Origin of the sequence: Rahnella inusitata (assembly GCF_003263515.1) — a bacterium.
GTDB lineage: Bacteria > Pseudomonadota > Gammaproteobacteria > Enterobacterales > Enterobacteriaceae > Rahnella > Rahnella inusitata.
In genome coordinates this window covers 165,883-177,318 of record NZ_JYDE01000015.1, presented here as the reverse complement: position 1 = coordinate 177,318, position 11,436 = coordinate 165,883, and the positions used below count along the sequence as shown (strand labels likewise).

General features: G+C 54.8%; 9 protein-coding genes. 6 read left to right on the top strand and 3 right to left on the bottom strand.

All coding sequences use genetic code 11. From position 1 onward, the window contains the following. The first annotated feature begins 159 nt into the window (after positions 1–159). From betI to TU92_RS09410, 4 genes are all read left to right on the top strand, one after another. On the top strand, positions 160–753 hold the full coding sequence (gene betI / locus TU92_RS09425; RefSeq protein ID WP_112166513.1) for a transcriptional regulator BetI: 594 nt from the start codon (positions 160–162) through the stop codon (positions 751–753). A 43-nt stretch (positions 754–796) separates the two neighbouring features. Further along, positions 797–2,266, top strand: a complete 1,470-nt coding sequence (gene betB, locus TU92_RS09420) for a betaine-aldehyde dehydrogenase (RefSeq protein WP_112166511.1) — start codon at positions 797–799, stop codon at positions 2,264–2,266. Between the two features lie 24 nt (positions 2,267–2,290). Continuing rightward, positions 2,291–3,976, top strand: a complete 1,686-nt coding sequence (betA, locus tag TU92_RS09415; protein WP_112166509.1) for a choline dehydrogenase — start codon at positions 2,291–2,293, stop codon at positions 3,974–3,976. A gap of 101 nt (positions 3,977–4,077) precedes the next feature. Continuing rightward, the gene (locus TU92_RS09410) at positions 4,078–4,536 is read left to right on the top strand and encodes a GNAT family N-acetyltransferase (RefSeq protein ID WP_112166507.1); all 459 of its coding nucleotides are present in this window, start codon (positions 4,078–4,080) and stop codon (positions 4,534–4,536) included. Positions 4,537–4,794: 258 nt separating this feature from the next. Here TU92_RS09410 and TU92_RS09405 read toward each other — a convergent pair whose 3' ends face one another. Both TU92_RS09405 and ompC read right to left on the bottom strand, forming a co-directional pair. Beyond that, positions 4,795–5,601, bottom strand: coding sequence for a 5'-nucleotidase, lipoprotein e(P4) family (locus tag TU92_RS09405; RefSeq protein WP_112166505.1), 807 nt, complete (start codon positions 5,599–5,601; stop codon positions 4,795–4,797). 212 nt (positions 5,602–5,813) lie between these two features. Then, the gene (gene ompC / locus TU92_RS09400) at positions 5,814–6,923 is read right to left on the bottom strand and encodes a porin OmpC (protein ID WP_112166503.1); all 1,110 of its coding nucleotides are present in this window, start codon (positions 6,921–6,923) and stop codon (positions 5,814–5,816) included. A gap of 323 nt (positions 6,924–7,246) precedes the next feature. Between ompC and dinG the strand changes: the two genes are divergently transcribed. Both dinG and ybiB read left to right on the top strand, forming a co-directional pair. After that, positions 7,247–9,421 (top strand): ATP-dependent DNA helicase DinG, encoded by a 2,175-nt coding sequence (gene dinG / locus TU92_RS09395; protein ID WP_112166501.1) that lies wholly within the window; start codon positions 7,247–7,249, stop codon positions 9,419–9,421. A 28-nt stretch (positions 9,422–9,449) separates the two neighbouring features. Further along, the gene (gene ybiB, locus TU92_RS09390; RefSeq protein WP_112166499.1) at positions 9,450–10,412 is read left to right on the top strand and encodes a DNA-binding protein YbiB; all 963 of its coding nucleotides are present in this window, start codon (positions 9,450–9,452) and stop codon (positions 10,410–10,412) included. 139 nt (positions 10,413–10,551) lie between these two features. Here ybiB and nfo read toward each other — a convergent pair whose 3' ends face one another. Continuing rightward, complete coding sequence (gene nfo, locus TU92_RS09385; protein WP_112166498.1) at positions 10,552–11,418, bottom strand: deoxyribonuclease IV; 867 nt, start codon at positions 11,416–11,418, stop codon at positions 10,552–10,554. Positions 11,419–11,436: the final 18 nt, after the last annotated feature.

Genomic DNA, 11,436 nt, shown 5'->3' with positions numbered 1-11,436 from the left:
ACTAACGTATTGGTAATAAAATATATGCATTTTTAATTGAACGTTCAATCAAAAAAAAGTTAAATAGGTGACGTCAGAGCGTTAACAAGGTTGAACGAAAGCGTAAAAAAGTGGTTTTTTTCGTACGTTTCAGCCCGCTCATTTTCAGGAGTCGGACCCATGCCCAAAGTAGGAATGCAGCCCATCAGACGGCAGCAATTGATTGAGGCAACACTGGCCGCGGTGAACGAAGTCGGGATGCATGATGCGTCGATTTCGCAGATCGCACGCCGTGCCGGCGTTTCCAACGGCATCATCAGTCATTACTTTCGTGACAAGAATGGGCTGCTGGAAGCGACCATGCGTTATTTGCTCAGTCATTTGGGAGAAGGGGTGCAGCTGCGGTTATCGCAGCTGACGGATACCGCACCGACGGCGCGGCTGCATGCGATTGCAGAAGCCAATTTTGACGACAGTCAGACCAACAGTGCGGCGATGAAAACCTGGCTGGCCTTCTGGGCGAGCAGTATGCATCACCCGCAGCTGTACCGTTTGCAACAGGTCAACAGCCGCCGGCTCTATTCAAATTTATGTTCTGAATTCAGACGTTTTCTGCCTAAGGCTGAGGCCCGTCTGGCGGCGCAAAGTACCGCTGCTCTGATTGACGGCCTGTGGCTGCGCGGGGCGCTCAGCGGGAAAGAGTTTAACCGCGCTGAGGCGATGAAAATCACCCGCCGCCACATCGAAGCACAACTCATTCAGGTTCAGCAGTAATACCGCAGAAAACCTTCAGACCGCACAGACCGAGGAGAGAATTATGTCCCGCTACGGCAAACAAAAACTTTATATCAACGGACGTTTTCAGGACAGCACCGGTGATGACACCTTTGACGCGATTAACCCGGCCAATGGCGAAGTGATTGCACAGCTGTCCGCCGCGACGCAGGCGGATGTCAGTCTGGCGGTGAAAGCCGCGCACAAAGGCCAGAAAGTCTGGGCCGCGATGACCGCCATGAGCCGCTCGCGTATTCTGCGCCGCGCGGTGGATATTCTGCGCGAACGCAACGATGAACTGGCCGCGATCGAAACCGCTGATACCGGCAAAGCGCTGTCTGAAACGCTGGCGGTGGATATCGTCACCGGCGCTGACGTGCTGGAGTACTACGCAGGACTGATCCCGGCGATTGAAGGCCAGCAAATCCCGCTGCGCGATTCTTCTTTCGTCTACACCCGTCGTGAACCGCTGGGCGTGGTAGCCGGTATCGGCGCGTGGAACTACCCGATTCAGATTGCCCTGTGGAAATCTGCCCCGGCGCTGGCCGCGGGTAATGCGATGGTCTTCAAGCCGAGTGAAAACACCTCGCTGACCGCGCTGAAACTGGCCGAAATCTACACCGAAGCCGGCGTGCCGGACGGCGTGTTCAGCGTCGTCACCGGTGGGGCGAGTGTCGGTCAGGCGTTAACCGATCACCCGGATATCGCCAAAGTCTCTTTCACCGGCGGCGTCAAAACCGGCAAGAAAGTGATGGCCAGCGCATCGGCCTCCACGCTGAAAGAAGTCACCATGGAGCTGGGCGGCAAGTCTCCGCTGATCGTCTTTGAGGATGCCGATCTGGATAAAGCGGCGGATATCGCGATGATGGCCAACTTCTACAGCTCCGGTCAGGTCTGCACCAACGGCACCCGCGTGTTCATCCCGAAAGCATTGCAAAAAGCGTTCGAAGCCAAAGTGGTGGAGCGCGTGAAGCGTATTCGCATGGGCGATCCGACGGATGAAAACGTCAACTTTGGCCCGCTGGTTAGCTTCGCGCACATGGAGTCTGTGCTGCGGTATATCGAAAGCGGCAAGCGCGAGGGCGCGACCCTGCTGACCGGCGGTGAACGCGTGACCACGGGTGAATTCGCCAAAGGCGCTTACGTTGCGCCGACGGTCTTCTCCGATTGTCGCGATGACATGCTGATCGTCCGCGAAGAAATCTTCGGGCCGGTGATGAGCATTCTGACCTACGAAAGTGAAGAGGAAGTGATCCGCCGCGCCAACGATACTGAATACGGTCTGGCGGCCGGTCTGGTGACGCAGGATCTCAACCGTGCGCACCGCGTGATCCACAAACTCGAAGCCGGGATTTGCTGGGTCAACACCTGGGGCGAATCTGCCGCCGAAATGCCGGTCGGTGGTTATAAACATTCCGGCGTGGGGCGCGAAAACGGCGTCACGACGCTTGAGCATTACACCCAAATCAAATCCGTGCAGGTCGAACTGGGCGAATTCAGCTCAGTCTTTTAATCCGCCGCAACAGAGGAGATTTCAATGGATTACGATTACATCATCATCGGTGCTGGCTCTGCCGGCAACGTACTCGCCACCCGCCTGACCGAAGACAGCAGCGTCAGCGTGCTGTTACTCGAAGCCGGTGGCCCGGATTACCGTCTGGATTTCCGCACGCAGATGCCTGCGGCGCTGGCGTTCCCGTTGCAGGGGCGTCGTTACAACTGGGCGTATGAAACCGATCCGGAACCGCACATGAATAACCGCCGCATGGAGTGCGGGCGCGGTAAAGGTCTGGGCGGATCGTCACTTATCAACGGGATGTGTTACATCCGGGGTAACGCGATGGATTTCGACAACTGGGCGACAGCGCCGGGTCTGGAAGACTGGAGTTATCTCGACTGTCTGCCGTATTTCCGTAAAGCTGAAACCCGCGATATCGGCCCGAACGACTTCCACGGCGGCGACGGTCCGGTCAGCGTCGCCACACCGAAAAACGGCAATAACCCGTTGTTTGAAGCCATGATTGAAGCGGGCGCGCAGGCTGGATATTCCCGGACTGACGATCTCAACGGTTACAAACAGGAAGGTTTTGGGCCGATGGACAGAACCGTGACGCCCAAAGGCCGTCGCGCCAGTACCGCCCGAGGCTATCTGGATCAGGCCAAACCGCGCGCCAACCTGACTATTGTCACGCACGCACTGACTGACCGGATCCTGTTTGAAGGCAAGCGCGCCGTGGGCGTCAGCTATTTCAAAGGCGACGACTACAATGCCAAAACGGCTAACGCCAAACGCGAAGTTCTGCTGTGCAGCGGGGCGATTGCCTCTCCGCAGATCCTGCAACGCTCTGGCGTCGGTGCGGCAGAGTTGCTTAAGCGTCTGGAGATCCCGGTAGTGCATGACCTGCCGGGGGTGGGCGAGAACTTGCAGGATCATCTGGAAATGTACCTGCAATACAGCTGCACGCAGCCGGTGTCGCTTTATCCGGCGCTGCAGATGCACAACCAGCCCGCGATTGGCGCCGAGTGGCTGTTCAAAGGCACCGGCGTGGGCGCAAGCAACCAGTTTGAAGCGGGCGGGTTTATCCGCAGCCGTGAAGAGTTTGCCTGGCCGAACATTCAGTATCACTTCCTGCCGGTGGCGATTAACTACAACGGCAGTAATGCGGTGAAAGAGCACGGTTTCCAGGCACATGTCGGTTCGATGCGCTCACCAAGCCGCGGTCGGGTGCAGGTGAAATCGAAAGATCCGCGTCAGCATCCAAGTATTTTGTTCAACTATATGGCGACCGAGCAGGACTGGCATGAGTTCCGTGATGCAATCCGTATCACCCGTGAAATCATGGCACAACCGGCGCTGGACCCTTACCGTGGCCGCGAAATCAGCCCTGGTGAACACGTCCAGACCGATGAAGAGCTGGATGCGTTTATTCGCGAACATGCGGAAACCGCGTTCCATCCGTCGTGCACCTGTAAAATGGGCACGGATGACATGGCGGTGGTCGACGGCGAGGGGCGCGTTCATGGTATTGACGCCCTGCGTGTGGTGGACGCTTCGATCATGCCGCAAATCATCACTGGTAATCTGAACGCCACGACGATCATGATCGCCGAAAAAATTGCCGATAAAATCCGTGGTCGCCAGCCGCTACCGCGCAGCACGACGGAATACTTCACCGCAGGCGATTTGCCCGTGCGCACTGAGCCGATGAAGAAAACCGCCTGAAGCCATTCATAAGGCATGATAAAAAGAGATATCCTTCGGGGTATCTCTTTTTTTTTGCAGCCAGCAAGCTGCGTTTTCAGGCAAAGGCGGGGCAGGCATTCATGACCGAATCTTCATCTATCGACTGGCAGGACTATCACCATAGCGAACTGACCGTGCAGCAGCTTTACGCCATTCTGGCATTGCGCAGTGAAGTGTTTGTCGTGGAACAGACCTGTGCGTATCAGGACATCGACGGTCAGGATCTGACCGGTGAAAACCGCCATATCGTTGCGTGGCTCGACGGTAAACCGGCGGCCTATGCGCGAATTTTGCGCCATGAAGACGGCGTGGCTATCGGGCGGGTGATTGTGGCACCTTCGGCACGGGGTCTGAAACTCGGCTATCAGCTGATGGAGCGGGCACTGGTTTCGTGCCAGAAAAACTGGCCAGATATTCGCGTGGCGATTTCTGCGCAGGCACATTTAGAAGGGTTTTACGGGAAGCTGGGGTTTGCAGTGTACACCGGAGTGTATGAGGAGGATGGGATACCGCATGTGGGGATGGAGTTGATTGTTTAATATCAACGTTAACGTCAAGAGCCTGGGCTCGCCGCCCCCTTAAGAATCCAGGGACAGCTCCCTCCCTTGCGAAGGGGAGGGTTGGGGTGGGGTATTAAGGTCAAATCTAAAAGTTGAAATGTGTCAAAAAAGGTATCGCTTGCAATACCCCCTCCCGTCCTCCCCCTTCGCAGGGGGAGGAGCAAACCAGCTCGGTTTCGGCGCAGAAAGTGATGTGTTCACGGCAACCGGATAAATCTGCCAGCTTTCTAAAAGCGATTATTTCCCGCTCCACGCCTTCAAATTCTGATCCCTGACCGATAATTTCTGCTCCGGCGTCAACTTATTGTAGTCCTTCGCCAGTCCGCTCTCCCAGTCACCGTACAGCGGGTTAGGCAGAACGATGTATTGTGTGCCGAACTGCTGGTGATTCTGGTTCACGAAGGCGCGACGCTGGGCGTTATCTTTGTGATAAGTCGCAGCGCCGAAGTCGTTCAGGTTATCACCAACGAATAAGACGATGTGATAACCGGCGGCTTTGATGGAGTCAAAACGCACCTGCTTGTTTGAAGTATCAGAGCTCAGCAACATGGTTTGGTCATTCGCGCCGGTGAAGCCCAGACGGTTCATGTTGTCCAGCGTGGCGGCGTATTCACTGGTTTTACGGTTGGACACATAGAACATCGTGCCGCCGTGGGAGTTCACGTAATTAGCAAATTCCACTGCGCCAGGAATTGCGGTCGCCTGACGTGCTGCGGTCCACTCTGACCAGGTTTTGCTGTCGAATGGCTTGTTCGCTTTGACTTGCCACGCACTGTACGCGCTGTTATCAAGCATGGTTTCATCCAGATCCACCACCACGGCTTTCTTCTGGCCTGCCAGCGGCTGTGCCTGATCAAACGCCATTTTCGCGGTGTTGAATGCCTGATAGGTCAGCGCCTGATATTCACCTGACTGCTGGAACCAGTTCAGTGCCATCACCGACTGATCGTTCAGTTTTTGCTGAGCATCCGTTTTCTGCTGCGCACAGCCGCTCAGAGCCAGCATGATTAAGGCACTGGTGGTACAAAGCGAAACTTTATTCATTGGTTATCCCTGTTTTTGTTAAGAGAAGTTCTCATTCGTAAAATTCTCTGAAACTTTAGCAGATTCAGCGTGATGCGAAAGCGAAAAAGGCGAATTACGCGAGATGTGCCGTAAAACAACAAAAACAAAAAAGGCCGGAGGGTGAGTCCGGCCAAAAAAATCAAGACAGAGAATAAAACATCGAATAATAATGAGGTGTAATTTGACTTAAATCAGAACTGATAAACCAGGCCAACAGCGGTGACGTCGTCGTTATTCAGACCCAGTTTATTATCGTCATCCAGTTGGTTGATTTTATAATCAACATAGGCTGACATGTTTTTGTTGAAATAATAGGTTGCGCCCACGTCGAAATATTTAACCAGGTCAACGTCGCCGATGCCTTCAATATCTTTCCCTTTAGTCTGAACATAACCCAGAGAAGGGCGCAGACCGAAGTCGAACTGATATTGTGCTACTGCTTCAACGGTCTGGGTTTTATTAGCAAAACCGCTGCCTGCCGGTGCGCCTGCAATACCAGCCGGAACGGTAATAGCAATCATATTACGGGTTTCAGCATACATAGCGGCTAAATAAACACCGTTTGCATCGTATTTCATACCGCCAGTCCATGCGTCGGCTTTATCGCCTTTGCCATAGGCTGAGTTGCTCTGGCCGGTGGTGCGGTCAGAAGAAGCGTATGCGCCACCGAAGCTCACGCCGGTATCGCCCAGTGCGTAGGTGGTGGAAAGTGCATAACCGTCGCCGTTCGCCGTGCTGCTGCTGCGACCGTCGTTTTCGTTTTTACCCTGATACTGGAGCGCTACGTTCAGGCCATCAACCATGCCGAAGAAGCCACGGTTACGGTAAGTGGCCACGCCGTTGGTACGGCCGGTCATGAAGCGGTCAGCCTTGGTGTAACCGTCGCCGCCGAATTCAGGGAACATATCGGTCCATGCTTCGACGTCGTACAGTGCGCCGTAGTTACGGCCATAGTCGAAGGAACCGTACTGGCCGAATTTCAGACCCGCAAAGCCCAGACGGGTTTTGGTGCCGGTGGTGCTTGGGGATTTGCTGTCGGATTCGGCATGGTTGGCCATGACGTTATATTCCCACTGGCCGTAACCGGTGATCAGGTCGTTAATTTGCGTCTGACCTTTAAAACCGAAACGGACATAACTCTGGTCGCCATCGTTGCCCGGCGCATCAGAGAAATAATGCAGACCTTTTACTTTCCCGTACAGGTCGAGTTTATTGCCGTCTTTATTATAAATTTCTGCTGCGTGTGCGCCTGATGCAATCAATAAACCAGGAATTAAAAGTGCCAGAATATTACGTTTCATGAATTTTTACCCTGCATTCTTATTTAAAAGCTTTTGGTGGAAAGCTTTATATGAAGTCTTGTGGAAAGACGCTAATCATCATTTTTGCTATGCATTCCGTGTGAGCTCGGAATTTTCTCAGCGAAGGTTTTTTACCGTAGATTTGTGATCAATTTATGACAAACAGAAATGAACTTTTCTTTTTTTTACAAGTCCTCCATTTTTTAAACGGAAAGTGACAGGGGGAAAATAGTGCTGCCGGGCGATTTCGGGCTGCGTCTACAGCCGGTCTGTGGGACAATAGCCGCCACACTTCGGTCACGACCCCCAACAAAAAGAGATGCATGGCGCTTTCCCCCGCAGTAAAAAATCAGATCAGCCAGTGGTACAAAGCCCTGCAAGAACAAATCCCGGATTTCATTCCCCGTGCTCCGCAACGACAAATGATTGCAGAGGTGGCGAAGGCGTTCTCGGGGGATTCTGCAAGGCATCTGGCCATTGAGGCGCCGACCGGCGTCGGGAAAACGCTGTCCTATCTCATCCCCGGCATCGCCGTCAGCCGCGAAGAAGAAAAGCCGCTGATTGTCAGCACCGCCAACGTTGCGTTGCAGGATCAGATTTACAGCAAAGATTTACCGCTGCTGAAAAAAATCATTCCGGATCTGAAATTTACCGGCGCGTTTGGCCGTGGCCGCTATGTCTGCCCGCGTAATCTGGCGGCGATGAGCAATGAAAATGCGCAGGGCGATCTGGGCCTGTTTCTCGGCGACGAGCTGGCGCCTTCCAGTGGTGAAGAACAGAAGCTGTGCAAAACGCTGGAAACCGCGCTCTCGCGCTACGAGTGGGACGGGCTGCGCGATCATTACAAAAAAACCATCGACGATCCGCTGTGGATTAAAATCAGCACGGACAAAGCCAACTGCCTCAGCCGCAACTGCCATTATTTCCGTGAGTGCCCGTATTTCGTGGCACGCAAAGAGATAGAAAGTGCTGACGTGGTGGTCACCAACCACGCGTTAGTGATGGCCGCGCTGGAGTCCGAATCGGTGCTGCCACCGGCGAAAGATCTGCTTCTGGTGCTCGATGAAGGGCATCACCTGCCGGAAGTCGCGCGCGACGCGCTGGAAGTCGATGCCGAAATCACGGCGGTGTGGAACAACCTGCAACTGGATAATTTTGTGCGTCAGATTGAGCAATGTCTGTCGCTGTTCACCCCAAAAAATCCGCCGCCGCTGACCAACGCCGAGCGTCTGCACAATCACTGCGCAGAGATGCGTGAACTGCTGCTGCTTATTGAGCAATCGGTCAGTCAGTATCTGCCAGCGGATGAACCGGAAGCGGAATACCGCTTTGAGCTGGGCGCACTGCCGCCGGAGCTGACCGAACAGTGCAGCCGCCTGTTCAAACTCACCGACGGCCTGCGCAGTCTGGCGGAATACATGGTGAACGATCTCAGCGAGAAGACCGGTAAGCACGATATTATGCGTCTGCACCGCGCGATCCTGCACATGAGCCGTATGCAAAGCTATCTCGAAACCATGAGCAAACTGTGGCGGCTGGCGGCACTGGATAAAGCCTCCAATGCGCCGATTGGTAAATGGGTCACGCGGGCATATTTCGATAACCAGACGCATCTGGTGTTCCACTGTGCGGGCATCCGCGTCAGCGATCAGCTGGAAAAAATGCTGTGGCGCAAGGTGCCGCACGTGGTCATCACCTCCGCCACTTTGCGCTCTCTGAACAGCTTCTCCCGCCTGCAGGAAATGAGCGGCCTGAGCGAAAAAGCCGGTGATCGATTTGTCAGCCTGGATTCGCCGTTCAATCACGTCGTGCAGGGAAAAATTGTCATCCCGCAGATGACGCTTGAACCAGTGATGGCCAACGAAGCGGCGCATTTGCAGGAGATGGCTGATTTCTTTCGCACCGAGCTGGCGAAAGGGCTGCATACCGGCCAGCTGGTATTATTCGCCAGTAACCGCGCCCTGCAACAGTTTGTCTCCCTGCTGCCGGATTTGCGCCTGATGCTGCTGGTGCAGGGCGATCAGCCGCGCTACCGGCTGGTGGAAGAGCACCGCAAACGCGTTGGCGAAGGCACCACCAGCATACTGATTGGCCTGCAATCTTTCGCCGAAGGGTTGGATCTGAAAGGCGAATTGCTGACGCAGGTGCATATCCATAAAATCGCCTTTCCTCCGGTCGACAGTCCGGTGATCCTGACCGAAGGCGAATGGCTGAAAACGCTGAAACGCTATCCGTTTGAAGTGCAAAGCCTGCCGAGCGCATCGTTTAATCTGATCCAACAGGTTGGCCGATTAATTCGCAGCCACGAATGCACCGGTGAAATCGTGATTTACGATAAACGTTTACTGACCAAAAGCTACGGTTCGCGCCTGCTGGCTGCGTTGCCGGTGTTCCCCATTGAGCACCGCGAAATGCCTGAGCCGGGGTCAGTTAAGCGGCCAGATAGGCTCAAAACGGTAAAGAAAGATCCGGTTCGCCGCCGTGCGCGCCGCCGCTAATGATTTGGACAGATAAGGTAACGGTACGATGGATTACACCAAACTCATCAAAGAAGTCGGGCGCGGAAAAAATCACGCCCGTGATTTAGACCGGGATCAGTCGCTTGCGCTGTATCGCGAGATCCTCGCCGGTGACGTGCCGGATTTACAGCTCGGAGCTTTGCTGATCGCGTTTCGTATTAAAGGCGAAGCGGAAGAGGAAATGCTCGGTTTTTATCAGGCGATGGAAGAGCGCGTCATGCGCCTTCAGGCACCGGCGGATCGCCCGCTGCCGGTGGTGATCCCGACCTATAACGGTGCGCGCAAGCAGGCAAATCTCACCCCGCTGCTGGCCATTTTGCTCAGCCGCCTCGGCCTGCCGGTCGTGGTTCACGGCGTCGATGAAGATCCGACCCGCATTACCAGCGCCGAGATTTTCCGCGCGCTGGGTATCGAAGCCGCACACACCCAGGAACAGGCACAGCAGCAACTCGACGCAGGCACCGCGCCGGTATTTATCCCGGTTTCTGTACTGTGCCCGCCGATCGATAAACAACTTTCGCTGCGCTGGCAGATGGGTGTGCGAAACAGCAGCCACACGCTGGCGAAACTTATCACCCCGTTCATCGGGCAGGATTCCCTGCGATTATCGAGCGTTTCGCACCCGGAATATATTCAGCGTGTTTCTTCCTTCTTCCGCCAGATCGATGGCCGGGCCTTGCTGACGCAGGGCACCGAAGGGGAAGTGTATGCCAATCCACAGCGGTTCCCGCAGACTCATCTGATTGTTGCAGGCGAGCAGCAGGTGCTGGCTGAAAAGGAAGAAATATTCGGATCCGATACGCCGGGAACGAAAGATGTCGCGGCGACGGCGGCGTTTATTCAGGCATGTCTGAATGGCGAGCGGGATATCCCGACGGCGATTCTGACACAGGCAGCCTGCGTGCTGGTCGGTTGTGGTGTTTCAGGGGATATGATGGAAGCACGGCTGCTGGTTGATCAATTGTTTTAATCCCAGACCGGAGATTGGGGCGGGGTATTAAGGTCAAATGAATATGTTGAAGCGTGCTTTAACAAAGGTGTTGCCAGCCATACCTCTTCCCGCTCCCCCTTAGCAGGGGGAGGCCGGGAAGGTGCATTCTTTATTGCGATCACGCCGCGGCGTCATCCGCCTCAGCAGTCTGCTGCGCCTTCAACCACGCGATTTCATCCGCCCAAATTTCCGGGTTCACCGTCTCCAGAATCATTGGGATCCCATCAAATCTCGCATCCCTCATGATCCAGCCAAACACGGTATTCCCTATGTTGCCTTCGCCCAGACTGTGATGGCGGTCGACGCGGCTGTTAAATTCGCTTTTCGCATCGTTGAGATGCATCCCGCGCAGATACTCGAAACCGACCACGTCGCTGAAATGACGGAACGTGTTTTCACACTCTTCGACGGTGCGCAGGTCGTAGCCGGCGGCGAAAGCGTGACAGGTATCGATACAAACGCCGACGCGGCTTTTGTCTTCCACGCCGTCAATGATTTTTGCCAGATGCTCAAAGCGGAAGCCCAGGTTGCTGCCCTGACCGGCGGTGTTTTCGATGACCGCCGTGACGCCTTTGGTTTGTGACAGTGCGATATTCAGCGATTCGGAAATACGCTCGAGGCATTTATCTTCGTCGATCTGCATCAGATGGCTGCCCGGATGGAAGTTCAGCAACGAAAGCCCAAGCTGTTCGCAGCGTTGCAGTTCGTCGAGGAACGCCTCGCGGGATTTCTCCAGCGCTTCTGTGACCGGATGGCCGAGATTAATCAGATAGCTGTCGTGCGGCAAAATCTGGTTGCTCTGGTAACCGTATTTTTCACAGGCGGCTTTGAATTTTTCGATGACGTCTTCCGGCAACGGTGCGGCTTTCCACTGACGCTGGTTCTTGGTGAAAAGCGCAAAAGCCGTGGCTTCCAGCTCGTGCGCCCTCAGTACGGCCTGATCCACGCCGCCTGCCGCACTGACATGTGCTCCGACAAACTTCATTTTTGCTCCTCAGTTATT

What these genes read in the sequence shown, in the direction of transcription:
- betI (WP_112166513.1), top strand. Translation starts at nt 160, where the DNA reads ATGCCCAAAGTAGGAATGCAGCCCATCAGACGGCAGCAATTGATTGAG.
- betB (WP_112166511.1), top strand. Translation starts at nt 797, where the DNA reads ATGTCCCGCTACGGCAAACAAAAACTTTATATCAACGGACGTTTTCAG.
- betA (WP_112166509.1), top strand. Translation starts at nt 2,291, where the DNA reads ATGGATTACGATTACATCATCATCGGTGCTGGCTCTGCCGGCAACGTA.
- TU92_RS09410 (WP_112166507.1), top strand. Translation starts at nt 4,078, where the DNA reads ATGACCGAATCTTCATCTATCGACTGGCAGGACTATCACCATAGCGAA.
- TU92_RS09405 (WP_112166505.1), bottom strand. Translation starts at nt 5,601, where the DNA reads ATGAATAAAGTTTCGCTTTGTACCACCAGTGCCTTAATCATGCTGGCT.
- ompC (WP_112166503.1), bottom strand. Translation starts at nt 6,923, where the DNA reads ATGAAACGTAATATTCTGGCACTTTTAATTCCTGGTTTATTGATTGCA.
- dinG (WP_112166501.1), top strand. Translation starts at nt 7,247, where the DNA reads ATGGCGCTTTCCCCCGCAGTAAAAAATCAGATCAGCCAGTGGTACAAA.
- ybiB (WP_112166499.1), top strand. Translation starts at nt 9,450, where the DNA reads ATGGATTACACCAAACTCATCAAAGAAGTCGGGCGCGGAAAAAATCAC.
- nfo (WP_112166498.1), bottom strand. Translation starts at nt 11,418, where the DNA reads ATGAAGTTTGTCGGAGCACATGTCAGTGCGGCAGGCGGCGTGGATCAG.